We start from the raw sequence: 25639 nt of genomic DNA on the forward strand, positions 1-25639 counted from the left end.
CATGTGACCGTGTGCGACTCAGCGCCGCTTCCCGGAGGGGCGGTTCCGGCCGCGGCTGCCGCGGCTGCCCGGCTGGGTGCGCGGGCTCCGCGTGGCGCCGCCCTGCGAGCGGGGGGCGACCACACCGGCCGCCGCCGAGGCGGTGGCCTCCTCGTCGTCGTCCCTGGCCTCGGCGAGGTCGTCGGCGGCCTCCGGGTCCTCGCCGCGGGCCTCGGCCTCCTTGGCCTTCTGCGCGTCGGACGCCCGCTTGGCGAGCACCCGCTTGTGCAGTGCGCGCATCTGCGGCTCGCGCTCCTTGAGGTCCGCCACGATCGGGGTCGCGATGAAGATCGAGGAGTAGGCACCGGCGGTGAGGCCGACGAACAGGGCGAGCGCGATGTCGTTGAGCACCCCGGCGCCGAGCAGGCCGCCGCCGATGAACAGCAGCGCGGCGACCGGCAGCAGCGCCACCACGGTGGTGTTGATCGACCGCACCAGGGTGCCGTTGAGGCTGCGGTTGGCGAACTCGCTGTAGGTGCGCTGGTTCTGCTTGGTGATGCCCCTGGTGGCTTCCTTGAGACCGTCGAAGACGACGACGGTGTCGTAGAGGGAGTAACCGAGGATCGTGAGCAGGCCGATCACCGTGCCGGGGGTGACCTCGAAACCGACGATCGCGTAGACGCCGGTGGTGATCGTGATGTCGTGCAGCAGCGCGACCAGCGCGGCCGCCGCCATCCGCCACTCGAAGGCGATGGCCAGGTAGACGACCACCAGCACCAGGAAGATGATCAGGCCCTTGAGGGCCTTCTGCGAGATCTCCTTGCCCCAGCTGGGGCCGACGATCTCGGCGTCGATCTTCGTCGGGGTGATCTTGAGGTCGTCGCCGATCTTCTGCTGGACGCTCTTCGAGGTCTCCGTCGAGATGTCGCTGACCTGGATGCGCAGGCCGCCGTTGCCCAGCTTCTGGATGGTGGCGTGGTGGCCCGCGGTGTCGCCCGCGATCCTGTCCTGCGCGTCCGCCACCGAGATCGACGTCTTGGGCGTGGTGAAGACCGCGCCGCCGGAGAACTCGATGCCGAGCTTGAGCCCGTTCACCGCGAGGCCGATGACCGCGGCGACGGTGATCAGGATCGAGACGCCGTACCAGAGCCGGCGCTTGCCCACGAAGTCGTAACTGATCTCGCCTCGGTGCAGCCGGTGACCGAGAGTGCCGAGCTTGGACATCAGGCTTCCTTCGTCTCGGAGCTGTGGGTGCGGCGGACGCGGCGCAGCGGCGCCTTGACTCCGAGGCTCTTCGGGTCGAGACCGGACCACTTGTGGCCCTGGGCGAAGAACGGCCGGCGGGCAAGGATCGTCATCAGCGGCATGGTGAACAGGAAGACCACGGCGACGTCGAGCAGGGTCGTCAGGCCGAGCGTGAACGCGAACCCGCGGACCTTGCCGACGGTCACCACGTAGAGCACCGCGGCGGCCAGGAAGGACACGAAGTCCGACACCAGGATGGTGCGCCGGGCACGCGGCCAGCCGCGGGCCACGGCCGGCTGGAGCGACCGGCCCTCGCGCAACTCGTCTCTTATGCGTTCGAAGAACACGATGAAGGAGTCCGCGGTGATACCGATGGCCACGATCGCACCGGCGACCGCCGGGAGGTTCAGCGCGAAGCCGATGGCACGCCCGAGCAGGCACATGATCGTGTACGTGAGCGCGGCCGAGATCATGAGGCTCAGGATCGCCACGAAGCTCAGGCCGCGGTAGTAGGCGAACATGTAGATCACGACGAGCGCCAGGCCGACGGCGCCGGCGATCAGGCCGCCGCGCAGCTGCTCACCGCCGAGTGCGGCGGAGACCGTGGTGCGGTCGGAGGTCTCGAAGGCCAGCGGCAGCGAGCCGTACTTCAGCACGTTGGCCAGGTCCTCGGCCTCGTTCTGCTTGAAGGCGCCGGAGATCTGGGCGCTGCCGCCGGGCAGGGCCTCGTGCACCGAGGGGGCCGACTGCACGTTGCCGTCGAGGTCGATGGCGAAGCGGTTGTTCGGGTCGGCCTGCTTGGCCAGGTCGCCGGTGACCGTGGTGAACTGGCCGGCTCCCTTGGAGTCGAAGGTCAGGTTCACCACCCAGCCGTTGCCCTGCTGGGTGTCGAAGGAGGCGTTGGCGCCCGAGATGCGCTTGCCGTCGATGAGGGACGGGCCGAGGACGTACTTCGACCACTGGCCGCCCTCCTGGCCGCAGGCGATGACCTTCTCGGCGGGCTTGGCACCCTCGGTGATCGCGGCACGCTGCTTGGCGTTGGAGCAGTCCAGCGCGTCGTAGGTGCTCTGCAGGTTCGCCGGGATGGACACGTCGGCGCTGCCCGCGGCGGCGCCCGGGTCGGTCGTGCTCGGGGCGGTGGGCGCCGGGCTGGTGGGCAGCGGGGTCGGCGCCTTGCCCACGCCGGAGGTCAGCGCGCCGGTCACGGCGCGGCCCTGCGCGCTGGAGCTGGCGGAGGGCGTGCCGGAGGCGGTGGACTTCGGGGTCGCCGTGCCGCTGGGAGTCGTCGACGGCTTGCCGGACCGGGTGGCGGTGCCCGAAGGAGTGGCGCTGCCCGACGGGGTCGGGGTGGCCGGGGCCGAGGGCCCGCTCGGGGCCGCCGCGAGCACCTGCCGGAAGAAGAGCTGGGCCGTGGTGCCGACCTGCTTCTCCGCCTGGTCGGCGTTGGTGCCCTTCGGGATGTTGACGATGATGTTCTTCGATCCCTCGGTCTGCACCTCCGCCTCGGAGACGCCAAGACCGTTGACACGGTTGTTGATGATGCTGACCGCGGTGTCCATGTTCGACTTGGTCACCGCACTGCCCTGGTTGGGCTTGGCGGTCAGCGTGATGCTGACGCCACCCGCCAGGTCGATGCCCAGCCGCGGTGTGGTGTCGCCGGAGAGAAAGATGCCCCCGGTCATCGCCACCAGGGCGATGAGGATCACGGCCAGAGCGCGCTCGGGGTATCCCTGACTCCCCGAGGACCTGCGGCCCTTCTTGGCTGCTGCCACCTTCTTGTTTCTCCCTGTCCTACCGCACCTGAGCCTGCGCGCTCACGGGTGGTGACGAGTGTTGCGCGAACCGGACCCTTACTTGGTGGAGTCGGAGCCGCCCAGCCCCGGCCCGTCCTCGGTCTTCTTCAGCTCCACACGGTCCTCACCCGAGACCTCGGCGTGGTGCTCGTCCGTCGCCGCGGTCTCCCCGGTGGCCGGGTCGACGGAGTCCTCGCCGGTGTGGCCGGATGCGTCGGCGGTGTCCTCACCGTGCTCGTCCGTGCCGTCCTCGGGCTCCTCCGGCTCGATGCCGTGCACGATCCGGTTGAACTCCTGCTCGCTGAGCACGGCGGAGATGGCGCCCTTGGTGAAGTGCGCGTGCACACCGTCCGTGAGCTCCAGCAGGACCGTCTCCTCGTTGACCTCCTTCACCACGGCGTACATACCGCCGATGGTGCGGATGCCGGTGCCCGGCTCCATCTTGTTGCGCATCTCCAGGGCCTGGCGCTGCTTGTTCTTGGCCGACCTGGTCATGAGCAGCATGCCGCCGATGAGGATGATGAAGATGAAGATCAGGGGATTCACGGTCTGGACGTTCCTTCGCACGGCCAGCGGGACTGGCCTGGGTTTCGGGATGTGAGTGCCGATCCGGAGGAAGGGCGTCGGCGGAGTCTAAGCGCTGGCTCGCCGCTGGAACAACGCCAAGCATGGCACCGAGGTTCCTGAACCGACGAGTCCATCCGCATCACGGACCGAACAACCCGGTCTGTCCCGGTCCCGTCCCGGCCCCGGCTCCCCCGCTGTGCTGCGGGGGCACCAGACCCAGGTGCGTCCATGCCGCGCCGGTGGCCACCCGGCCCCGCGGGGTCCGGGCCAGCAGCCCCTCCCGTACCAGGAACGGCTCTGCGACCTCCTCCACCGTCTCACGCTCCTCCCCCACTGCGACGGCAAGTGTGGACAAACCCACAGGACCGCCGCCAAAAAGGGTCAGAAGCGCACGCAGCACCGCCCGGTCCAGCCGGTCGAGGCCCCTGGCGTCGACCTCGTAGACCTCCAGGGCCTTGGCCGCGGTCTCCCTGGTGATCTGCCCGTCCGCCCTGACCTGCGCATAGTCCCTGACCCTGCGCAGCAGCCGGTTGGCGATACGGGGGGTGCCGCGGGAGCGGCCGGCGATCTCGGCGGCGCCCTCGGCGTCGATCGTCACGTCCAGCAGCCCGGCCGAACGGTGGATCACCCTTTCCAGTTCGGCCGGGGCGTAGAACTCCATGTGGCCGGTGAAGCCGAAGCGGTCCCGCAGCGGCGGGGGCAGCAGTCCGGCCCTGGTGGTGGCGCCGACCAAGGTGAAGGGCGGCAGCTCCAGCGGGATCGCGGTGGCACCCGGGCCCTTGCCGACGATCACGTCGACCCTGAAGTCCTCCATGGCCATGTAGAGCATCTCCTCGGCCGGCCGGGACATCCGGTGGATCTCGTCGAGGAAGAGCACCTCGCCCTCCGCGAGCGAGGACAGGATCGCGGCGAGGTCGCCCGCGTGCTGGATGGCGGGCCCCGAGGTGATCCTGATGGGGACGCCCATCTCGGCCGCGATGATCATCGACAGGGTCGTCTTGCCCAGGCCGGGGGCGCCGGAGAGCAGCACGTGGTCGGCGGTGCCGCCGCGCTTGCGTGCGGCCTGGAGCACCAGGCCGAGCTGTTCGCGGACCCGCTCCTGGCCGACGAACTCGCCGAGGTCCTTCGGCCGCAGCGCGGCCTCGACGGCCTGTTCCTCGCTGTCCGCCGCGGCGCCGACCAGGCGGTCGGGTGCGGCTTCTGCGGCGTCGTCCCAGTTCATGGATGGTCTCTCGGGTCAGCGGTGGCGGTCGGCGTGGCGGTCGGCGGGACCGCGGGGCGGCGGCCCGCCGGTCAGCGGGTGCGGTTGAGCGACTGGAGGGCGCTGCGCAGCAGGGCGCCGACATTCGGCTCCGCGGCCGCCTCGGCCTGCGGGGCCACGGCGGCGACGGCCTCGTCGGCCTCCCGGGTCGCGTAGCCGAGGCCGAGCAGCGCCGCGTGCAGCTGCTCGCGCCAGGACGCGCCGGCGGGGGTGCCGACCGCGGGACCGCCGGGACCCTGCGGCGCGCCGAGCCGGTCCTTGAGCTCGAGCAGCAGCCGCTGGGCGCCCTTCTTGCCGATGCCGGGGACGGCGGTGAGCGCCTTCTCGTCACCGGCGGCGACCGCGGTCCGCAGCGCGTCGGGCGCGTGCACGGCCAGCATCGTCTGGGCGAGCCTTGGGCCGACCCCGCTCACCGTCTGGAGCAGCTCGAACACCTGCCGCTCGTCGTCGTCCGCGAAGCCGTAGAGGGTGAGCGAGTCCTCCCTGACCACGAGGGAGGTGGACAGCCGGGCGGGCCGGCCGACCCGCAGCGCGGCCAGGGTGTTCGGCGCGCACTGCACCGCCATGCCGACCCCGCCGACCTCGATGACGGCGGTGTCGGGGGCGAGTGCGGCGACCTGGCCGCTGACGAAGGCGATCACGTGGCGGACTCCCGGTTGGGTACGGCGGCGGTGCGGGCGGCGGGCGCGGGACGGGCCGCGGCGGCGCGGGCCGCCCCGGCCTGCGCGGCGGCCTTGGCCGCGGTCTGGGCGGCGACGGCCTGCCGGAGCCGGTCGGTCGCCGGGCCGCGCCAGATGTGGCAGATGGCCAGCGCCAAGGCGTCGGCGGCGTCCGCCGGCTTCGGCGGCGCGTCCAGCCGCAGCAGCCGGGTGACCATCGCGCCGACCTGCGCCTTGTCGGCCCGGCCGCTGCCGGTGACGGCGGCCTTGACCTCACTGGGGGTGTGCAGGTGGACAGGCAGTCCGCGGCGGGCGGCGCAGAGGATGGCGACCGCGCTGGCCTGGGCGGTGCCCATCACGGTGCGCACGTTGTGCTGGCTGAACACCCGCTCCACGGCGACCGCCTCGGGCCGGTGCTCGTCGAGCCAGGCCTCTATGCCCTGCTCGATCAGCACCAGCCGGTCGCCGATCGGCGCGTCGGCCGGGGTCCTGACGACGCCGACGCCGGCCATCGTCAGCGGCCGTCCCGCGGTGCCGTCCACCACGCCGATACCGCACCGGGTCAGCCCCGGGTCAACGCCGAGCACCCGCACCGCGCCCCCTTCCTCGCACCGCTGTCCCGCAGCTTTCGCACTGCCGTCCGGTCTCACCTGGAGATTAGCCGGTCGCACCGACAACGAGGGCGGGCGCGGCGGGGATGTCCCGCCGGCCCGCCCTCGTACGGCGAGATGACCGGCCGTCAGGCGTCGACCTTCTCCATGACCTCGTCGGAGACGTCGAAGTTGGCGAAGACGTTCTGCACGTCGTCGCTGTCCTCCAGCGCGTCGATCAGCTTGAAGATCTTGCGGGCGCCGTCCTCGTCCAGTTCGACCTGCATGGTGGGCAGGAAGTTGGCGTCGGCGGAGTCGTAGTCGATGCCCGCGTCCTGGAGCGCCTTGCGCACCGGCACCAGGTCGGTGGCCTCGCTGATCACCTCGTAGGACTCGCCGAGGTCGTTGACCTCCTCGGCGCCGGCGTCGAGGACCGCGCCGAGCACGTCGTCCTCGCCCAGCTCGCCCTTGGGGACGATCACCACGCCCTTGCGGTTGAACAGGTAGGACACCGAGCCCGGGTCGGCCATCGAGCCGCCGTTGCGGGTCATGGCGACGCGGACGTCGGAGGCTGCGCGGTTGCGGTTGTCGGTCAGGCACTCGATCAGCACCGCGACACCGTTGGGGCCGTAGCCCTCGTACATGATCGTCTGGTAGTCGGCGCCGCCCGCCTCGAGACCGGCACCGCGCTTGACCGCGCTGTCGATGTTCTTGTTGGGGACCGAGCTCTTCTTCGCCTTCTGGATCGCGTCGAAAAGCGTCGGGTTGCCGTCGGGGTCGGCTCCGCCGGTCCTGGCCGCCACCTCGATGTTCTTGATCAGCTTCGCGAAGAGCTTGCCGCGCTTGGCATCGATCACGGCCTTCTTGTGCTTCGTCGTAGCCCATTTAGAGTGGCCGGACATCCGACAGTCTCCTTCGCGTCACCCAGTGCTGTTCTTCGTCGCGCCAACGATCCTACCGGGATCCGATCAGCCCGCGGCGCGCACGGCGGCCACGAAGAGTTCATGCACCCGGTGGTCGCCGGTCAGCTCGGGATGGAAGGACGTGGCCATCACGTTGCCCTGCCGGACGGCGACGATGTGGCCGCCGTACTCGGCGAGCACCCGGGCCTGCGCGCCGACCGACTCGACCCAGGGCGCCCTGATGAAGACGCCCTCGACGGGGCCGCCCTCGACGCCCGCCACCTCGACGGACGCCTCGAAGGACTCGTTCTGCCGCCCGAAGGCGTTGCGGCGCACGATCATGTCGATACCGCCGAAGGTCTCCTGCCCCGAGCGCGGGTCGAGGATCTTGTCGGCGAGCATGATCAGCCCGGCGCAGCTGCCGTAGACCGGCAGCCCGGCGCGTATGGCGGCCCGCAGCGGCTCCATCACCCCGAAGAGCACGGCCAGCTTGGAGATGGTGGTGGACTCACCGCCGGGTATGACCAGGCCGTCGAGCGCCGCCAGCTCCTCGGGCCTGCGGACCGGGCCGGCCGCGGCGTCCGCCGCGGCCAGCGCCGTGAGGTGTTCGCGCACGTCGCCCTGGAGGGCGAGCACGCCGATGGTGGGACGGCTCATGGGTGCTTACCAGCCGCGGTTGGCGTAGTGCTCGGATTCGGGGAGGGTGTCGATGTTGATGCCGACCATGGCCTCGCCCAGGTTGCGGGAGGCGTCCGCGATGACCTTCGGGTCGTCGAAGAAGGTGGTGGCGCGGACGATGGCCGCGGCGCGCTTGGCCGGGTCGCCGGACTTGAAGATGCCGGAGCCGACGAAGACGCCCTCGGCACCGAGCTGGCGCATCAGCGCGGCGTCCGCGGGGGTGGCGACACCGCCGGCGGAGAACAGCACGACGGGCAGCTTGCCCAGCTCGGCGACCTCCTTGACCAGCTCGTAGGGGGCGCGCAGGTCCTTGGCGGCGGCGTACAGCTCGTTGTTGTCCAGGCCCTTGAGGCGGGCGATCTCGCCCTTGATCTGGCGCAGGTGGCGGACCGCCTCCACGACGTTGCCGGTGCCGGCCTCGCCCTTGGAGCGGATCATCGCCGCGCCCTCGGCGATCCGGCGCAGTGCCTCGCCGAGGTTGGTGGCGCCGCAGACGAAGGGGGTGGTGAAGGCCCACTTGTCGGAGTGGTTCACCTCGTCGGCCGGGGTCAGCACCTCGGACTCGTCGATGTAGTCGACGCCGAGCGCCTGGAGCACTTGGGCCTCGACGACGTGGCCGATCCTGGACTTGGCCATCACCGGGATGGACACGGCGGCGATGATGCCGTCGATCATGTCGGGGTCGGACATCCGGGCCACGCCGCCGTGCTTGCGGATGTCGGCGGGGACCCGCTCCAGCGCCATGACGGCGACGGCCCCGGCGTCCTCGGCGATCCTGGCCTGCTCCGGTGTGACGACGTCCATGATCACGCCGCCCTTGAGCTGCTCGGCCATGCCGCGCTTGACGCGCGCGGTGCCGGTCTCGGGGCTGCTGGCGGTGGACGGTGTGGTGGACACGGTGACCTCACTCGCTGGGGAAACGGCACTGGTTGCCCCGGCTTACCACCAGGGCCACTGCCATGGTCGGATGCCGGCGGGTGGCGGAAAAGAGCCAATTCGCCGCGGGTGGCTCCCGCCGGTGTCCGGTTTCGCGCGGTGCGCGCGGCCGGCCGGCGCGTCCGTCAGCGCGCGCCCGCGCCCTCGGTGGTCAGCGGCATCGGCGGTTCGTCGTCCATCTCGAAGGCCAGTGGGAAGGGCGCGTGCCCGGCCAGCCGCAGCCAGCGCACCACCCGGTGCTCGCGGACCGCGCGTGCGGCGCGGACCGCGTCGTTGTGGAAGCGCCTGGCCATCGGCACCCGCCGCACCGCCTGGGTCAGCTCGCCGATCGCCGCGGTCCCCCCGGGCGCCCCGCTGACCTCGCCGACCGCCTCATGGTCGGGGAAGACCGCCCGCAGCGCCTGGCTCAGCTCGCTCTCCGCCACCTCCCGCTGCTCGGGCTCCGCCTGCCGGGCGGCGTGCGCGGACTCGTACAGCACGATCGACGCGGCCGGGTCGAGCACCCCCGCGGTCGCCAGCTCCTGGGCGACCGAAGCCCGGCGCAGCAGCTGGGCGTCCAGGGCGGCGCGTGCCGCGTCGATACGGGCGTGCAGCCGGTCCAGGCGCCCCGCGGTCCAGCTCAGGTACAGGCCGACGGCGACGAGCGCCACCGCGACCCAGATGATGGTGGTCACGGGCGGCAAGGCTACCGGCGTGCGGGGCCGAAGAAGCCGCGCAGCCTGGTGCGTTCGTCGGCGGCCACGTGCGCGGCGCCGTCGGCGACGGTCTCGTAGACCGACAGGATGTCCGCACCGACGGACGACCAGTCGAAGCGCCGTACGTGCGCGCTGCCCCTGGCGCTCAGGCCGCTGCGGCGCTCGGGGTCGGCGAGCAGCCGCAGGGCGGCGGCGGCCAGCGCGTCGGCGTCCTCGTTGGCGAACAGCTCGCCCGCCTCGCCCTGGGCGAGCACCTGCGCGAAGGCGTCCAGGTCGCTGGCCAGCACGGGCGCACCGGCCGACATCGCCTCGACCAGGATGATCCCGAAGGACTCGCCGCCGGTGTTGGGCGCCACGTACAGGTCGACGCTGCGCAGCAGCCGGGCCTTGTCCTCGTCGCTGACCATGCCGAGGAACTCCACCCGGCCGCGCATCTGCTCGGGCAGCGTGGCGACGGCCTCCTCGGCGTCGCCGCGGCCCGCGACCAGCAGCCGGGTCTGCGGGCGCTCGGCGAGGATCGCCGGCAGGGCCCGCATCAGCACCGGCAGGCCCTTGCGGGGCTCGTCGATGCGGCCCATGAAGCCGATGGTGTCGCCCTGCCACTGCGGGCGCGGCTCGGCTCCGGCGAAGAAATCGACGTCGACGCCGTTGGGGATGACGACCGCGTCGCCGCCCAGGTGCTCGACCAGGGTGCGCCTGGCGTACTCGCTGACCGCGATGCGCGCCCTGATCTTCTCCAGCGCGGGCTGGAGGATCGGATAGGCGGCGATCATCGCCCGCGAGCGCGGGTTGGAGGTGTGGAAGGTGGCCACGATCGGGCCCTGGGCGGCCCAGCAGGCGAGCAGTCCGAGCGAGGGTGAGGTGGGCTCGTGGATGTGGACGACGTCGAAGCCGCCGTCGTGCAGCCAGCGCCTGACCCGGGCCGCGGACAGGAAGCCGAAGTTCAGCCGGGCCACCGAGCCGTTGTAGGGCACGGGGACCGCGCGCCCGGCCGAGACCACGTAGGGCGGCAGCGGGGTCTCGTCGTCGGCGGGCGCCAGGACGGAGACGTGGTGGCCGAGCGCGATCAGGTGCTCGGCGAGGTCCCTGATGTGGAACTGGACGCCGCCGGGGACGTCCCAGGAGTACGGGCAGACGATCCCGATCCTCACGCTTTCCCCGTTCCGCCGCCGGCCGCCGGCGCAGGGCCCGCGCCTGCCGCCGGGGCCAGGTCGGCGAGCCAGAGCCGTTGCAGCATGTGCCAGTCCTGCGGGTGCTCGGCGATCCCGGAGGCGTACGCGTCGGCGAGTGCCTGGGTCATCACCGCGGTGCGGTGCGCGCGGTCGCCGCTTTCCGGGACGGCGACCGGGGGGTGCACCCTGCCCTGCATCACCGGGGAGTCGTCGTACCAGAGCGTGACCGGCAGCAGCAGCGCGCCGGTCTGCTGGGCGAGCAGCGCGGGTCCCGCGGGCATGCGGGTCTTCTCGCCGAAGAAGTCCACCTCGACGCCTGACGAGGACAGGTCGCGGTCGGCGACCAGGCAGACCAGGCCGCCGTCGCGCAGCCGGCGGGCCAGGGTGCCGAAGGCGCTGCCGCCGTTGTGGGGCAGCACCTCCATGCCGAGGCCCTCGCGGTAGGCGACGAAGCGGTCGTAGAGCGTCTCGGGCTTGAGGCGTTCGGCGACGGTGGCGAACGGGGTCTCCAGCTTGGTGGTGACCCAGGCCCCCGCGAGGTCCCAGTTGGCCATGTGCGGCAGCGCCAGGATCACCCCGCTGCCGGCCGCGAGGCCGCCGGTCAGGTAGTGCACGTCGGCCGGGTCGAAGCCGCCGCGGACCCGGTCCTTGCTCCAGGCGGGCAGCCGGAAGGACTCCATCCAGTACCGCAGGTAGGAGCGCATGCCGGCCCTGGACAGCTCGCGCAGCCGCGCCTCGTCCGCGTCCGGCACCACCCGGGCCAGGTTGGACTCCAGGCGCAGCACGCCCTTGCCGCGCCGCCGCCAGGCCGCGTCGGCGACGGTGCGGCCGAGGGCTCTGGCCGCGGGTTCCGGCAGCGTCTTGACCGCGCCCCAGCCGGCCCCGTAGAGCCCGTCGATCAGGCTCTCCTTGAGCCCGGTGGTCCGGGAGGTGCCCCCACCGTTCACACGTTGCTCCCCTGGTCGGCCAGCGCCGCGTCCGCCTCCGCGGACTCCCGGCGTACGGTCACCACCCGCTGGATGAGGGTGACCAGGCTGCCGGCCGCGACCGCCCACAGGGCGATCGGCAGCAGGTACTGGATGCCGGGCACACCGAACTTGTGCAGCCCGGAGAAGCCGCACAGCGTCAGGGTGATCACCAGCCGCTCGGCCCGCTCGACCAGGCCGTTGACGTCGACCGGCAGGCCGATCGCCTCGCCGCGCGCCTTGGTGTACGACACGACCTGGCCGCTGGCCAGGCAGAAGATGGTCACCGCGCACAGCGCGAGGTTGTCGCCCTTGCCCGCGTACCACATGGCGAGGCCGGCGAAGATCCCGGCGTCGGCGACGCGGTCGAGGGTCGAGTCGAGGAACGCGCCCCAGCGGCTGGAGACGCCGGCCTGCCGGGCCATGTTGCCGTCGACCAGGTCGGAGAACACGAACAGGGTGATGACGACGGTGCCCCAGAAGAACTCGCCCCTGGGGTAGAAGACCAGCGCACCTGCCATCACTCCCGCGGTGCCGATCAGGGTCACCGTGTCCGGGCTGACCCCCTTGCGCAGCAGAAACGCGGCGAACGGCGTGAGAACACGCGTGAAGAACGCACGCGCGTACTTGTTCAGCATGGCCTTCCCGACGGGTCGGAGGATGTGATCGCGGCGGCCTCGGGGCCGCCGCCGGATGGCCCATCGTAGCCAGCCGCCGCACGGTCGCCGCGCGAGGCATCGCCCTGGCCGCCGCGGGCGCCCGAACAGCAGACCGGGCCGTCCGCCCGCGGTACGACGTATGGACGCGACCTGACGGTCGTGGGAAGGTCGAAAGACCGCGGGCGTCGTCGAGGCCGCCTCGCCTGTACGCGGTCTCCCGTGGCGTCCCTGGCGCGCGCCCCCGACGAGGGCGCGGACCCCATGCGGGCAGGACCCGGGAGGCGAGTGCACGTGGGTGCAGCCGACAGGAGAGACGGACAACCAGGGGCCGCCGGAAGGGCACCGACGGCCGACCGCCCCGAGAAGGTGCGCAATGTGGTGCTGGTCGGCCACAGCGGAGCAGGGAAGACGACGCTGGTGGAGGCGCTGGCGCTGACCACCGGCGCGGTGAACAGGGCGGGCCGGGTCGAGGACGGCGGCTCGGTCTCCGACCACGACGAGATGGAGCAGCGGCAGCAGCGCTCGGTGCAGCTGACACTGGTGCCGGTCGAGTGGGGCGGCATCAAGATCAATGTGCTGGACACCCCCGGCTACGCCGATTTCGTCGGGGAACTGCGGGCCGGTCTGCGCGCGGCGGACGCGGCCCTCTTCGTGGTCTCGGCCGCGCAGGACGGCGAGGGCATCGGCGGCGCGACCCGCATCGTGTGGGACGAGTGCGCCGCGGTCGGCATGCCGCGGGCGGTGGTCGTCACGCACCTGGAGTCGGCGCGGGCCGGCTTCGAGGAGACCGCGGCGCAGTTCGCCCGCGAGCTGGGCGGCGACGACCCCGACGCGGTGCTGCCGCTCCACCTGCCGGTGCACGGCCCCGAGGGGCCGGACGGCCACGCCCCCGTCACCGGTCTGGCCGGGCTGCTGTCGCAGCGGGTGCACGACTACTCCTCGGGCGAACGGGTCGAGCACGAGCCCGGCCCCGAGCTGCTGCCGCTGCTCACCGAGGCGCGCAACCGGCTGATCGAGGGGATCATCGCCGAGAGCGAGGACGAGACGCTGATGGACCGCTACCTCGCCGGTGCGGACATCGACGTCGCCACGCTGGTCACCGATCTGGAACGGGCCGTCGCCCGCGGCACCTTCCACCCGGTGCTGGCCGCGGCCCCCGCCGCCGACGGCGCCCGGCAGGGCATCGGCACCGTGGAGCTGCTCGAACTGATCACCGGGGGCTTCCCCACCCCGCTGGAGCGGGCGGTGCCGCCGGTCACCACCCTGGACGGCGGGCGCACGACGCTGTCCTGCGACCCGGAGGGGCCGCTGGCCGCGGAGGTGGTGAAGACCTCCTCCGACCCGTACGTGGGGCGGATCAGCCTGGTGCGGGTCTTCTCCGGCACGCTGCGCCCCGACGACACCGTGCACGTCTCGGGGCACGGCATGGAGGACCGCGGGCACGAGGACCACGACGTGGACGAACGGGTCGGGGCGCTGTCCTCGCCGTTCGGCAAGCACCAGCGCCCGGTGCCGTCCGCGGTGGCGGGCGACCTGGTGTGCGTGGCGAAACTGAGCCGCGCCGAGACCGGCGACACCCTCTCGGGCAAGGACCGGCCGCTGCTGATGGAGCCGTGGCAGATGCCCGACCCGCTGCTGCCCATCGCGATCGAGGCGCACAGCAAGGCCGACGAGGACAAGCTGTCCCAGGGCCTGTCCCGGCTGGTCGCCGAGGACCCGACGATGCGTCTCGAGCAGAACCCGGCGACCCGTCAGGTCGTACTGTGGTGCCTGGGCGAGGCGCACGCGGACGTGGCCCTGGAACGCCTGCGGACCCGTTACGGCGTGCAGGTCGACGCGGTGCCGTACCGGGTGTCGCTGCGCGAGACTTTCGGCGAGGCGGCCGCCGCGCGCGGGCGGCACGTCAAGCAGTCGGGCGGACATGGGCAGTTCGCGATCTGCGACATCGAGGTGGAGCCGCTGCCGGTGGGTTCGGGCGTCGAGTTCGTGGACAAGGTCATCGGCGGTGCGGTGCCGCGGCAGTTCATCCCATCGGTGGAGAAGGGCGTGCGCGCCCAGGCCGCCCGCGGGGTCGTGCTGGGCTTCCCCGTGGTGGACATCAGGGTGACGCTGTCCGACGGGAAGGCGCACTCGGTCGACTCCTCGGACGCGGCCTTCCAGACCGCGGGTGCGCTGGCGCTGCGCGAGGCGGCCGCCGCCTGCCGCATCCATCTGCTGGAACCGGTCGCCGAGGTGGGGGTGACGGTGCCCGACGCGTATGTGGGCCCGGTGATGAGCGACCTGTCGGGCCGCCGCGGCCGGGTCCTCGGCACGGAACCCGCGGGCCCGGGGCGCACGGTGGTGCGCGCGGACGTCCCGGAGATCGAGATCGGGCGCTACGCGGTCGATCTGCGCTCGCTGTCGCACGGCACCGGGCGTTTCAGCCGGCACTACGCCAGACATGAGCCGATGCCCGCCGCGCTGGCGGCCAGGATGCGGCAGCAGGAGGAGGCGGCGCGGGCCTGATGACCTGACGGCAACCGGCCGTTCGGCGGCTCGCGGGCACACCGCGGGCCGTCGCGCCGCTAATCTGGTGACTGCTCCGAACGTGTGATGCGTGCTCCGGCGGGGAATGGGCCGGTCGGAGCCGCGTGCTGGCGGGCGTAACGGCGGGACTGGGGGGCTTCGGTGACGGACGGGTTCGATTTCAGCCCGGGAGCGCAGATCCCGCTGACGGGCACCGACGGCGAGACGGGCGCGACACAGGCCCTGGCGTCCGCGGCCTACCGCGACTCCCCGGTCAAGGCACTGGTCGACATCAACGACGACGCGTCGGTCAAGGCGCCCCGGCTCTCGCTGTTCGAGCCGAACCTCGGCGAGGCCTTCTCCCGCGCGGTCCAGGTCCGGATGCTCGGCGGAGCCCGCAAGGAGCTCGTCCAGTCCTTCGGCGTCGAACCGCAGACGGTCGTCGAGCACTGCCTCGCCGCCAACCGCATCCGGCAGGAGCGCGACACCCGGCTGACCGCCCTCATGGCCGCCTTCGGGCTGCTCTTCCTGCCCGGTGTGCTGCTCTGGCTCGGCGCCTTCCAGCTGCGCAGGTCGCTCGCCACCCTCAAGGCGGGCGGCAACCGCTACGGGGCACTGGGCGGCGCCGTCCTCGCCGTCATGGCGGTGCTCGCGGTGCTGTTCGCGATCAGGCCGCCCTTCTCCGGCTTCTGGCAGCAGTACTTCCGGGTGATGATGATCGCCCCGGTCATCGGCTGGTATTGGGCCAAGCGGATCTGCGAGCGCACCGCGAAGGACCTGCGCGACCGGTGGGGCGGCCTGGTGGCCGGAACCGCGGTCGGCGCCAAGATCCCCGAGGCGGTCCCCCGCAACCCCAACCAGCTGCGGGCGGAGACGCTGCGGCAGTCGCTGGCGAAGCTGTCGGCCGAGCAGAGCAGCAATGTGGTCTTCTACGCGGGCCCCAAGGGAATACTCGGCATGGGCACCCGCTGGGGCAGCTGGCACATGGCGGAGGAGCTGATCCCGGCCGAGGGCATCACCGACATCAACCCCTTCCGCAGCTGGGACGTGATCCGTGCGATCCACGACAAGCTGCGCATGCTGGAGCGCGGACCGCTGCACACCGGCGGCTTCACCAAGCCGTCGATACGGCACTGGGTGGTGGCGCCGATAGGCGAGGGCGCCAAGAAGATCGTCCGCCCCACGGGACCCGAGGTCGACGCCTTCTCCGTCAAGGACTTCGAGATCCAGCGGATCTGCAACACCCAGCAGTTCGGCAAGGGCAACCGGCACTACCTGGGCATCCAGTTCACCCTCTGGGAGGGCAACCTGGTCATCACGCTCATGGTCACCGTCACGGTGCTCGCGCACACCCTGCGGGTCGACGTCACCGCGCACGCGCTCGGCCCGATCAACTCGCTGTTCACCGACGGGCCGCCGGCCAAGGAGAAGACGGTCAGCAAGCCGGTGAAGTTCTGGGAGACCAGGACCGTGCAGCTGCCGCTGATCGACTCAGGCGAGGTCGTCAGGCTCGCCGCCCGGGCGCCGCTGACCTGGTTCCCGCCGATCCTGGACCACTTCGGCGGCACCCTGACGCTGCCCGAGCCGTTCGGGCTGCGGCACACCTGGGTCGACAAGCCCTGGCAGCACCGCTTCATGGCCGACGACGCGCTGCGCACGGCGACCCCGGTGCTGCGGGCGGTGCACTCCGCCGCGATCCAGGTCATGGCGGAGAACGGCGTGGACACCTCGCACTTCACCAACCGCTCGCTGCTGCTCAGCGGGCTCGTCCAGGGCGCCGAGCCCAAGAAGGCCGACGCGTACGACGCGTGAGCGCCCCACCGGCGGCGGCCCCGGGGACGACCACCGGGGCCGTGCCTACGGCCGGCGCCGGGACCGGCGGATCGACCGGCTCGCGGCGCCGCGCACGCACTAGCGCGGCCAGGCCTCCGCGAGCATCTTGCGGGTGTCGGCGAGCAGTTGGGGCAGCACCTTGGTGTGCCCGACCACCGGCATGAAGTTCACGTCGCCGCCCCAGCGCGGCACCACGTGCTGGTGCAGGTGCGCGGCGATCCCGGCGCCGGCCACCGCCCCCTGGTTCATCCCGATGTTGAAGCCCTGCGCCGCGGAGGCCGCCCGCAGCGCGGTCATCGCCCGCTTGGTCAGCTCGGCCAGCTCCACCGTCTCCGCCGCGTCGAGTTCTGTGTAGTCCGCGACGTGCCGGTACGGGACCACCATCAGGTGGCCGCTGTTGTACGGGTACAGGTTCAGCACCACGTAGACGTGCTCGCCGCGGCTGATGACCAGGCCGTCCTCGTCGGACTCGGCCGGGATCTGGCAGAAGGGACACCCGTCGCCGGCGCCGGGGCCCGTGGGCTTGTTCTCGCCCTGGATGTACGCCATACGGTGCGGGGTCCACAGCCGCTGGAACGCGTCCGGTACCCCCGCTCCCTGCCCCTGCTGCGGCTCACTCGTCATGCCGATCAGCATAGGACTTCGCCCCCGCGGCGCGTGTCGCCGGGCCCGCTGCCGGGCAGGTACCGGGATCCTGGCCGGATGGACGACGACGGCGGGCGGCTGGCCCGGTGGGAGAACCGCAGCGAGATCCCGCTGTTCCTCATGGGCCTGCTCTTCCTCGGCGCCTACGCGGTCCATGTGCTCGCCCCCGGCCTGCCGCCGGCCGCGCACACCGCGCTGCTGGCGGTGATCGGCTTCGCCTGGGCGGTCTTCGCCGTGGACTACGCGGCGCGGCTGCGCCTCAGCGGCCGGCGCTTCGGCCCGCGCTACGTCGTCAGCCACCTGCTGGACACGGTCGTGCTGCTGCTCCCGCTGCTGCGACCGCTGCGGGCGGTGCAGATCTACCAGGTGATGCAGCGGCGCCACGAGCAGCCGCGGATGACCCTCTACGGGCGGGTGATCGCCTACGCGGGCATGACGGCGCTGCTGATCGGCTTCTCCGGGGCGCTGGCGGTCTACCAGCAGGAGCGGGACGCCCCCGGGGCCACCATCGTCACCTTCGGCGACGCGGTGTGGTGGACCTGCGAGACGCTGACCACGGTCGGCTACGGGGACGTCACCCCGGTCACACCGGCGGGCCGGGTGATCGCGGCCTTCCTGATGCTGATGGGCCTGGCGCTGCTGGGCGCGGTGACCGGCTCCTTCTCCTCCTGGCTCTACCAGGTCTTCGCCCGCGAGGGCGAGCTGCCCCCTGGCCGCTGAGGCCAGGGGGCAGCTGTCCTGTGCCTGCGGTCAGACCTGGACCCGGCGCTCCACCACGTCGACCAGCTTGGCCAGCGCCTGGTCGCGGGGGATGCCGTTCTCCTGGGTGCCGTCGCGGTAGCGGAAGGAGACCGTGCCGTTGGTCATGTCCTCGTCGCCGACGATGATCATGAACGGCACCTTCAGCTTCTGGTGCGTGCGGATCTTCTTCTGCATACGGTCAGAGGACGCGTCCACCTCGACCCGCAGCCCCTTGCGCTTCGCCTCTCCTGCGAACTCCTGGAGATACGGCACATGGGCGTCACCGATCGGGATGCCGACCGCCTGCACCGGGGCCAGCCACGCGGGGAAGGCGCCCGCGTAGTGCTCGAGCAGCACCGCGAAGAAGCGCTCGATCGAGCCGAACAGCGCCCGGTGGATCATGACGGGGCGCTGCCGGGAGCCGTCGGGCGCGGTGTATTCGAGGTCGAAGCGCTCGGGAAGGTTGAAGTCCAGCTGGATGGTCGACATCTGCCAGCTGCGGCCGATGGCGTCCCTGGTCTGGACGGAGATCTTCGGCCCGTAGAAGGCGGCGCCGCCCGGGTCGGGGACCAGCGGGAGGCCCTGCTTCTCGGCGACCCCGCGCAGGGTCTCGGTGGCCTCCGCCCACGCCTCGTCCGAGCCGACGTACTTCTCCGGGTCCTTGGTGGACAGTTCGAGGTAGAAGTCGGTGAGTCCGTAGTCCCGCAGCAGGTTGAGCACGAAGGTCAGCGTCGAGTCCAGCTCGTCGGCCATCTGCTCCCTGGTGCAGTAGATGTGCGCGTCGTCCTGGGTGAAGCCGCGGGCGCGGGTCAGGCCGTGCACCACGCCGGACTTCTCGTAGCGGTAGACCGTGCCGAACTCGAAGAGCCGCATCGGCAGCTCCCGGTAGGAGCGGCCGCGCGCGTCGAAGATCAGGTTGTGCATCGGGCAGTTCATGGGCTTGAGGTAGTAGTCCGTGCCCTCGTCCAGCTGCATGGGCGGGTACATGCCGTCGGCGTACCAGTCCAGGTGCCCGGAGATCTCGAACAGCGTGCCCTTGGTGGCGTGCGGGGTGTAGACGAACTCGTACCCCTCCTCCTCGTGCCTGCGGCGCGAGTAGTCCTCCATCACCCGGCGGACGATGCCGCCCCTGGGGTGGAAGACCGCGAGGCCCGAGCCGATCTGCTCGGGGATGGAGAACAGGTCGAGCTCGGAGCCGAGCTTGCGGTGGTCGCGCTTGGCGGCCTCCTCGAGGAAGTCCAGGTGCGCCTTGAGCTCTTCCTTGGTGGGCCACGCGGTGCCGTAGATGCGCTGGAGCATCGGATTCTTCTCGCTGCCGCGCCAGTAGGCCGCCGCATTGCGCATCAGCTTGAACGCCGGGATGTTCCGGGTGCTGGGCAGGTGCGGGCCGCGGCACAGGTCCTTCCAGCACAGCTCGCCGGTCTTCGCGTCCAGATTGTCGTAGATGGTCAGCTCACCGGCGCCCACCTCGACGTCGGCGCCGTCCTCACCGGCCGCGGAGGACCCCTTGAGGCCGATCAGCTCCAGCTTGTACGGCTCGTCGGCCAGCTCCTGGCGGGCCTCGTCCTCGGTGACGACCCGGCGGGAGAAGCGCTGGCCGCGCTTCTGGATCTCCTGCATCTTCTTCTCGATGGCCTTGAGGTCATCGGGGTGGAAGGGCTTGTCGACGTCGAAGTCGTAGTAGAAGCCGTCCTTGACCGGCGGGCCGATGCCGAGCTTCGCGTCGGGGTGCAGCTCCTGCACGGCCTGCGCCATGACGTGGGCGGTGGAGTGCCGCAGGATGTTCAGCCCGTCCTCGCTGGTGATGTCCACCGGCTCGACCTGGTCGCCCTCGGCCACGGCATACGCGAGGTCCTTGAGCTCGCCGCCGACACGGGCGGCGATCACCGAACGCTCCCCCTGGAACAGCTCGGCCGCGGTCGTGCCCGTCGTGACCGTCCGCTCTTCCGGTTCGGCGGAATCGCGTTTGATGATCACACGGAGGTCTGACACCGGTCTGCTCCTGACTGAGGTCGTACGGGACCGTGCGGCGAGCGCTCGCCGCACCGTTGAATCGTACCGAGCCGGGAGAGCTCCCCGCGAAGCCCGCGGCCGGGCCTGTGGAAAACCCGGCGGCGGGCCGCCCCGCCGCCGGGGCCCGGGGACCCTCCCGCGACCTGCGGTGCCGCGGTCCTCAGCTGGGCCTGGGCAGCGGGACGCGCTCCTGGGACCGGCCGCCCGGCCCGCCGCCGGCGGAGCCCCAGCTCAGCAGGAGCACGGCGACGTCGTCGAGGTGGCGCCCGCTGTCGAGGCGGCGGGTGACCGCGGTGAGGTGGTCGATCAGCTCCTGGTCGCGCGGGGCCGGTGCGGTCTCGATCACCCGGATCAGGCCCTCCGTCCCGAGCCGCTCGTTGCCGTGGCCCGCATGGCCCTCGATCAGGCCGTCGGTGTGCAGCAATAGCGCCCCTGCCTGCGGGAGCTTGACCCTGGTGGTGGACCAGTCGTCGGCGCCGGGAAGCAGGCCGAGCGCTATGCCCGGCCGCGCCTCGACGGAGGCGGCGAGCCCGTTCTCGATCAGCAGCGGGGCGTCGTGCCCGGCGAGCGTGACGTCGGCGCAGCCGACCGCCGGGTCGATGGACAGCGTCGCGACGGTGGCGAACATCGCGGAGTAGGTGCGCTCCGCGACCAGGATCCGCTCCATCAGGCCGAGGAGTTCCGCGTCCCTGTGGCCGCCGAGTATCAACGTGCGCCAGGCGATGCGCAGGCACACCCCGATCGCGGCCTCGTCGGGCCCGTGGCCGCTGACGTCGCCGATGACGGCGTGGACGGTGCCGTCCGCGGTCTCCACGACGTCCAGGAAGTCCCCGCCGAGCAGCGCGCCCTGGCGGCCGGGCAGGTAGCACGAGGTCGGAGCGACGGGCGCGTTCGCGGAGAGCATCGGCACCGGCAGCAGCCCGCGCTCCAGGCGCTGGTTCTCCTGCGCGCGCTGCTGGTTGACGCGCAGCTCGGCGGCGGTGTGCTCGGCCTGCTTGCGGTGGACGGCGTAGCGGACCGCGCGGTCCAGCAGCTCGCCGCTGACCGACCCCTTGACCAGGTAGTCCTGGGCGCCGGAGGCGACGGCCTCGGGCCCCGCCCGGTCCTCGGCGAGTCCGGTCAGCACGATGACGGCCGCGGCGGGCGACGCGGCCTGCATCCGGCTCACCGCGCCGATGCCCATGGCGTCGGGCAGGTGCAGGTCGAGCAGCACGCAGTCCGGGGTGCTGCGGGCCGCCGCGGCCAGTCCGTCGGCGAGGTTCTGCACCCAGGTCATGTCGACGTCCAGCGTGGAGTCGGCGAGATACTCCTCGACCAGCAGGGCGTCGCCCGGGTCATCCTCGATCAGCAGGATTCGGAACCTGCCGCCGGCCGGCACCGTGGCCGTACCGGGTTCTGCCTGCGTCACTCCTGGCTCTTCTCAGCTGCGACGGGAACCGGGACCGGTGCGGGTCCCGGCAGGGTGAAGGTGACGCGCGTACCGGGGCGGTGGTCGGTGTCGACGGCGATGGCTCCGCCGTGGAACTCGACGATCTTCTTGCACAGCGCCAGGCCGATGCCGTTTCCGGGATAGGTCTCGCGGGTGTGCAGCCGCTGGAAGATGACGAAGACCTGCTCTGCGAACTCCTTGTTGATCCCGATGCCGTTGTCGGTGACCGCGAAGTGCCACATGCCGTCGTCCTGGTAGCCGGCCGTGACCTTGACCTGCGCCGGGCGCTCGGGACTGCGGAACTTGACCGCGTTCGACAGCAGATTCTGCATCAGCACGCCCAGCTGTGTCGGGTCCCCCGTCACCTCGGGCAGCGGGTCGTGGCTCAGCTCCGTGCCCGATTCCTCGATGGCGATGCTCAGCGCGTCCGCTGTCCTGGTGAACAGCGCCTCCAGGTCCACCGCGGAGGTCTCGGTGTGCAGCCGGCCCACCCGGGAGAAGGACAGCAGGTCGTTGATCAGGGTCTGCATGCGGTTCGCGCCGTCGACGGCGTAGCCGATGTACTGCCCCGCGCGGTCGTCGAGCTGGTCGGCGTAGCGGCGCTGCAGCAGCTGGCAGAAGCTCGCGACCTTCCGCAGCGGCTCCTGGAGGTCGTGCGAGGCGACGTAGGCGAACTGCTCCAGCTCCTCGTTGGACCGGCGCAGCTCGGTGGCCTGCTCGGCCAGCTGCTGCCGCGCCGTGTCGGTGAAGGCGAGTTCATGGGCCAGCCGGCCGCGCATCAGTTCCACGTCGGCGGCGAGCCGGCGCAGGTCGGCCGGTCCTGTCAGGCCCACCGGATGCTCGAAGGAACCGTCGGCGACCATGCGGGCGTCCGCGGAAAGCTGTTCGAGGGGCCGGGTGACACCGCGGCGCAGCCCGACGAAGACCGCCACGGTCAGGGCCAGGATCACCGCCGCGATCAGCAGGAACAGCCGGTCGCGGAGCTGTCCCGCCACGCTCAGCTCGTGGCGCGTGTGGTCGCGGTGGCTCGCGAGCGTCTGCTGGAGGGTCCTGGTCGCGCTGCGCACGCTGTCGAAGGCGCGCTTGCCCTCGTCCGCGCGCTGCGCGGCCAGGGCCACGGGGGCGCCGGGCGGCGCCGCGGAGACCGGAAGGGCGATCAACTGCTGCCAGGCCTTCGCCCGCTCGGTGACGGCGTCCAGGTTCGCGATGGCCGTCTTGTTGCCACCCACCAGCGACCGCACCTGGTCGGTGTACGCGCGCTGGCTGTCGACGCCGGCGCGGTACGGGGCGAGGAAGGTGGTCTGGCCGGTCAGCCCGTAGCCGCGGACACCGGTCTCCTGGTCGGTCAGGGCGGCTTCCAGCCGGACCGCCGCGATCAGCGCGGGGGTGTCCCTGTCGGTCACCGTGGCCGACAGCCCGGAGGCGCGGTTCAGCGCCCAGCCGCCGGCGACTCCCAGCACCAGCAGCAGCGCCAGCGCCACGGCCGCACCCGTCGACAGCCAGCGCTTGGTGGTCCACCGGTCCGTCGGCCGGGTCTCCGCCCGCGGCTCCTGCTGCCCGGCGTCGCTCTGTCCTGCACGTTCCTCGGTCGTCACCGTCATCCGCCTCACCCCTCGTACATCGCCTGCCGAGTCGCGGGACGTGCCCGGCGACGACCCACAGCGGTCAGCGGCGGCGCCATCGTATCCGTAAGACAACTCTGGTTGTCAGGCGATCGGGCGCCTGCCTATAGTCCTGGTGTGCCCGGCAAGCTGCCCGTCCTCCATCTCGGCCACAACGAGCTCGTCTCACTCGCCGAAAGGGCAGTGGAGGATCTCGCGGACCGGCTTGCCACCGAGGCGCTGTACGGCGATGACAGCCCTGCCACCAGGGCGGGACACGGCATCGCGGCACCGGGTACGAGAGCGCCGCACGGAGGGCCCGCCAAAGCGCTGGCCCGGCTCCAGGCACTGTCCTACATCCTGCACGCGGCCGAGAAACGCGCCGCGGAGGCCGCCTCGGCCGCCGCACTCGGCGGCGCGGGCTACCCCGATCTCGGACGGGCCTGGGGAATCACCCGACAGGGGGCCCGGCGGCGCTGGCCGGGCCTGGTCTTCACCGCGCAGCCCTCATCCCGCCCGATCCCCGACCAGAACACCAGGAGCACCGCTGTGAATGCCCTCGCCCCCCGACGCGCGTACAACGTGCTCCTCGTCGAGGACGACCCCGCCGACGCCCTGCTGATCGAGGAGGCCCTCACCGAAGGCGGCGTGGCCCGCGCCATCGGCCGGGCCGACGACGGCATCGAGGCGCTGGAGTACCTGCGGGACGCCGAGCAGCCGCGTCCCGACCTCATCGTGCTCGACCTCAACATGCCGCGGATGAACGGCCGGGAACTGCTCGCGGTGCTCAAGGAGGACGCCGACCTGTGCACCATCCCTGTTGTGGTGCTCACCACATCGGCGACTCCGGACGACGTGAGCGCGGCCTACCAGCGGCACGCCAACGCATATGTGACCAAACCGGTCAATCTCGACGACTTCCTCCAGTCGGTGCGCAGCATCGACCAGTTCTTCCTGGAGACGGCGACCATCCCCGTCCAGGAGTGACACGCGTCCGCCGCCCCTGAGCATGTCCTGCCGATCTCCGGGCAGGCCGCCCAAGTGAAGGCGGTCACGGGCCGTGAGGCCCGCGGCCTGCGGCACGGCGGAAGGGGCGGCGCGCATGACCACGGTTTCCGGACCCAGGGAGAGGTCCTCGGACGGCCCGCCGGAGGGACCGCCCAAGCTGCGCAGGGACATGGGCCTGGTGAGCCTGCTGTTCGCGGGCGTCGGGTCGATCATCGGCTCCGGCTGGCTGTTCGGCGCGCTCAACGCGGCGAAGATCGCCGGCCCCGCGTCGGTCTTCTCCTGGGCCATCGCGGCGGTGATGATCCTGCTGATAGGCCTGTGCTTCGCCGAACTGGGGACGATGTTCCCGGTGTCCGGCGGGGTGGTGCGATTCCCGCACCTGTCGTTCGGCTCTTTCGCCAGCTACACCATGGGATGGATCACCTGGGTGGCCGCGGCCACCGTGGCACCGATCGAGGTGGAGGGCGCACTCCAGTACGCCACCCGGTGGGCGCACTTCACCGACCACCACGCGTCGGGGGCGTACACACTGACCGGCCTGGGGTACGCGGTCGCGGTGGTGGCGATGGCGTTCTTCGTCACACTGAACTACTTCGGCATCCGCTGGTTCGCGCGCGTCAACAACGTGCTGGTGTGGTGGAAGCTGGCGATCATCCTGCTGGTGATCGCGGCCTTCCTCTTCACCGCCTTCCACGGCCACAACTTCGGCGCCAAGCAGTACGGGGGCTTCGCACCCGGCGGCGCCAAGGGCGTGTTCACCGCCATCTCGACGGCCGGCATCACCTTCTCCTTCCTCGGCTTCCGGCAGGCGGTGGAGCTGGCGGGCGAGACGGACAACCCGCGGCGGAACGTGCCGTTCGCGATCATCGGCTCGGTGCTGCTCACCGCGGCGATCTACATCCTGCTGGAGGTCGCCTTCCTCGGGGCGGTGCCAGGACACGACCTGGCGTCCTCCGGCGGCTGGCTGAACCTGGAGTTCACCGACGACTTCGGCCCGCTCGCGGCCATCTCCAGTGCCATCGGCCTCGGCTGGCTCGCGTACCTGCTCTACGTCGACGCGGTGATCTCCCCGGCCGACACCGGCCTGGTCTACACGACGGTCACCGCCCGCATCTCCTACGCCATGGCGCGCAACGGGAACGCGCCCCGGGTCCTGTCGAAGACCACCCCGAAGGGTGCGCCGCTGGTCAGCCTGGTGGTGACCTTCGTGCTCGGCCTCGTGGTCTTCCTGCCCTTCCCCAGCTGGCAGCAGCTCGTCGGCTTCATCACCTCGGCCACGGTGCTGTCCTTCGGCTCGGGACCGGTGGTGCTGGCCGCGATGCGCCGCCAGATGCCCGACCACGAGCGGCCGTTCCGGGTGCCCGGCGGCGACGTGATCCCCTTCCTCGGGCTGTACTCGGCGAACCTGATCGTCTACTGGGCGGGCTGGAACACCAACTGGAAGCTGTTCGCGACCATCGGCATCGGATTCGTCCTGCTCGCGGTCCTCGAACTGACCGCCAGGGGCACGAGCCCGCAGCTGGACTGGAAGGCGGGCGCGACCTGGGTGCTGCCCTGGCTCGGCGGGCTGGCCCTGGCCAGCTGGGCCGGCGACTACGACGGCGGCCGCGGCTGGATCGGCCTCGGCTGGGGCTTCGTGGTCAACCTCGCGCTGGCCGCGGTGGTCTACCTGCTGGCCCTGCGCTCCCGGCTGCCGGAGCAGCGGGTACGCGCCCATATCGAGCAGGCCGCGGCGGAGTCGGAGACGGAGGCCGTCTGACACC

22 protein-coding genes are annotated in these 25639 nt (G+C 71.7%); 5 read left to right on the forward strand and 17 right to left on the reverse strand.

Annotated features, from left to right (window positions below; translation table 11 throughout):
• Positions 1-18: 18 nt before the first annotated feature.
• The 13 genes from secF to pgsA all read right to left on the reverse strand — a co-directional run bounded on the left by secF (position 19) and on the right by pgsA (position 12080).
• Entirely contained in the window at positions 19-1203 is a 1185-nt protein-coding gene (gene secF, locus ACGFMP_RS11025) for a protein translocase subunit SecF (protein ID WP_393671783.1), read from the reverse strand.
• Positions 1203-2996 (reverse strand): protein translocase subunit SecD, encoded by a 1794-nt coding sequence (gene secD / locus ACGFMP_RS11030; RefSeq protein ID WP_393671784.1) that lies wholly within the window; start codon positions 2994-2996, stop codon positions 1203-1205. The genes secF and secD overlap by 1 nt, the downstream gene beginning before the upstream one ends.
• Before the next feature lie 78 nt (positions 2997-3074).
• Positions 3075-3563, reverse strand: a complete 489-nt coding sequence (gene yajC, locus ACGFMP_RS11035; RefSeq protein WP_393671785.1) for a preprotein translocase subunit YajC — start codon at positions 3561-3563, stop codon at positions 3075-3077.
• Positions 3564-3723: 160 nt separating this feature from the next.
• Entirely contained in the window at positions 3724-4806 is a 1083-nt protein-coding gene (ruvB, locus tag ACGFMP_RS11040) for a Holliday junction branch migration DNA helicase RuvB (protein ID WP_393671786.1), read from the reverse strand.
• Between the two features lie 71 nt (positions 4807-4877).
• Entirely contained in the window at positions 4878-5486 is a 609-nt protein-coding gene (gene ruvA / locus ACGFMP_RS11045) for a Holliday junction branch migration protein RuvA (protein WP_393671787.1), read from the reverse strand.
• Positions 5483-6097: a crossover junction endodeoxyribonuclease RuvC gene (ruvC, locus tag ACGFMP_RS11050; RefSeq protein ID WP_393671788.1), complete on the reverse strand. Its 615-nt coding sequence runs from the start codon at positions 6095-6097 to the stop codon at positions 5483-5485. Before ruvC ends, ruvA begins: the two co-directional genes overlap by 4 nt.
• A 146-nt stretch (positions 6098-6243) precedes the next feature.
• A complete protein-coding gene (locus tag ACGFMP_RS11055) occupies positions 6244-6996 on the reverse strand; it encodes a YebC/PmpR family DNA-binding transcriptional regulator (RefSeq protein WP_033174553.1) in 753 nt (250 codons plus the stop codon).
• 66 nt (positions 6997-7062) lie between these two features.
• Positions 7063-7653, reverse strand: coding sequence for a pyridoxal 5'-phosphate synthase glutaminase subunit PdxT (gene pdxT, locus ACGFMP_RS11060; RefSeq protein WP_393671789.1), 591 nt, complete (start codon positions 7651-7653; stop codon positions 7063-7065).
• Positions 7654-7659: 6 nt separating this feature from the next.
• Positions 7660-8571: a pyridoxal 5'-phosphate synthase lyase subunit PdxS gene (gene pdxS / locus ACGFMP_RS11065; protein ID WP_073499859.1), complete on the reverse strand. Its 912-nt coding sequence runs from the start codon at positions 8569-8571 to the stop codon at positions 7660-7662.
• 164 nt (positions 8572-8735) lie between these two features.
• Positions 8736-9293: a hypothetical protein gene (locus ACGFMP_RS11070; protein ID WP_393671790.1), complete on the reverse strand. Its 558-nt coding sequence runs from the start codon at positions 9291-9293 to the stop codon at positions 8736-8738.
• Between the two features lie 2 nt (positions 9294-9295).
• Positions 9296-10456, reverse strand: a complete 1161-nt coding sequence (locus ACGFMP_RS11075; RefSeq protein ID WP_393671791.1) for a glycosyltransferase family 4 protein — start codon at positions 10454-10456, stop codon at positions 9296-9298.
• Entirely contained in the window at positions 10453-11424 is a 972-nt protein-coding gene (locus ACGFMP_RS11080) for a phosphatidylinositol mannoside acyltransferase (RefSeq protein WP_393671792.1), read from the reverse strand. Before ACGFMP_RS11080 ends, ACGFMP_RS11075 begins: the two co-directional genes overlap by 4 nt.
• Positions 11421-12080, reverse strand: coding sequence for a phosphatidylinositol phosphate synthase (pgsA, locus tag ACGFMP_RS11085; RefSeq protein WP_393671793.1), 660 nt, complete (start codon positions 12078-12080; stop codon positions 11421-11423). Before pgsA ends, ACGFMP_RS11080 begins: the two co-directional genes overlap by 4 nt.
• A gap of 282 nt (positions 12081-12362) precedes the next feature.
• Between pgsA and ACGFMP_RS11090 the strand changes: the two genes are divergently transcribed.
• Positions 12363-14606, forward strand: coding sequence for an elongation factor G-like protein EF-G2 (locus ACGFMP_RS11090; protein ID WP_393672142.1), 2244 nt, complete (start codon positions 12363-12365; stop codon positions 14604-14606).
• Positions 14607-14768: 162 nt separating this feature from the next.
• Positions 14769-16418, forward strand: coding sequence for a hypothetical protein (locus ACGFMP_RS11095; protein ID WP_393671794.1), 1650 nt, complete (start codon positions 14769-14771; stop codon positions 16416-16418).
• A gap of 99 nt (positions 16419-16517) precedes the next feature.
• Here ACGFMP_RS11095 and ACGFMP_RS11100 read toward each other — a convergent pair whose 3' ends face one another.
• Positions 16518-17075: an HIT family protein gene (locus tag ACGFMP_RS11100; RefSeq protein WP_393671795.1), complete on the reverse strand. Its 558-nt coding sequence runs from the start codon at positions 17073-17075 to the stop codon at positions 16518-16520.
• A 66-nt stretch (positions 17076-17141) separates the two neighbouring features.
• Here ACGFMP_RS11100 and ACGFMP_RS11105 point away from each other — a divergent pair, with 66 nt between their 5' ends.
• Positions 17142-17804 (forward strand): potassium channel family protein, encoded by a 663-nt coding sequence (locus ACGFMP_RS11105; RefSeq protein ID WP_393671796.1) that lies wholly within the window; start codon positions 17142-17144, stop codon positions 17802-17804.
• A gap of 30 nt (positions 17805-17834) precedes the next feature.
• On the opposite strand, the gene thrS is transcribed toward ACGFMP_RS11105, so the two are convergent.
• The 3 genes from thrS to ACGFMP_RS11120 form a co-directional block, all read right to left on the reverse strand.
• The gene (thrS, locus tag ACGFMP_RS11110; protein ID WP_393671797.1) at positions 17835-19817 is read right to left on the reverse strand and encodes a threonine--tRNA ligase; all 1983 of its coding nucleotides are present in this window, start codon (positions 19815-19817) and stop codon (positions 17835-17837) included.
• Positions 19818-19998: 181 nt separating this feature from the next.
• The gene (locus ACGFMP_RS11115; protein ID WP_393671798.1) at positions 19999-21246 is read right to left on the reverse strand and encodes a PP2C family protein-serine/threonine phosphatase; all 1248 of its coding nucleotides are present in this window, start codon (positions 21244-21246) and stop codon (positions 19999-20001) included.
• A complete protein-coding gene (locus tag ACGFMP_RS11120) occupies positions 21243-22868 on the reverse strand; it encodes an ATP-binding protein (protein WP_393671799.1) in 1626 nt (541 codons plus the stop codon). The genes ACGFMP_RS11115 and ACGFMP_RS11120 overlap by 4 nt, the downstream gene beginning before the upstream one ends.
• Positions 22869-23006: 138 nt before the next feature.
• Between ACGFMP_RS11120 and ACGFMP_RS11125 the strand changes: the two genes are divergently transcribed.
• Together ACGFMP_RS11125 and ACGFMP_RS11130 are read left to right on the forward strand one after the other, a co-directional pair.
• Positions 23007-23855, forward strand: coding sequence for a response regulator (locus tag ACGFMP_RS11125; RefSeq protein ID WP_393671800.1), 849 nt, complete (start codon positions 23007-23009; stop codon positions 23853-23855).
• Between the two features lie 115 nt (positions 23856-23970).
• Positions 23971-25635: an APC family permease gene (locus tag ACGFMP_RS11130; RefSeq protein ID WP_393671801.1), complete on the forward strand. Its 1665-nt coding sequence runs from the start codon at positions 23971-23973 to the stop codon at positions 25633-25635.
• Positions 25636-25639 lie beyond the last annotated feature (4 nt).

It is taken from the genome of Streptomyces sp. NPDC049040 (assembly GCF_043197715.1).
Taxonomy (GTDB): domain Bacteria; phylum Actinomycetota; class Actinomycetes; order Streptomycetales; family Streptomycetaceae; genus Actinacidiphila.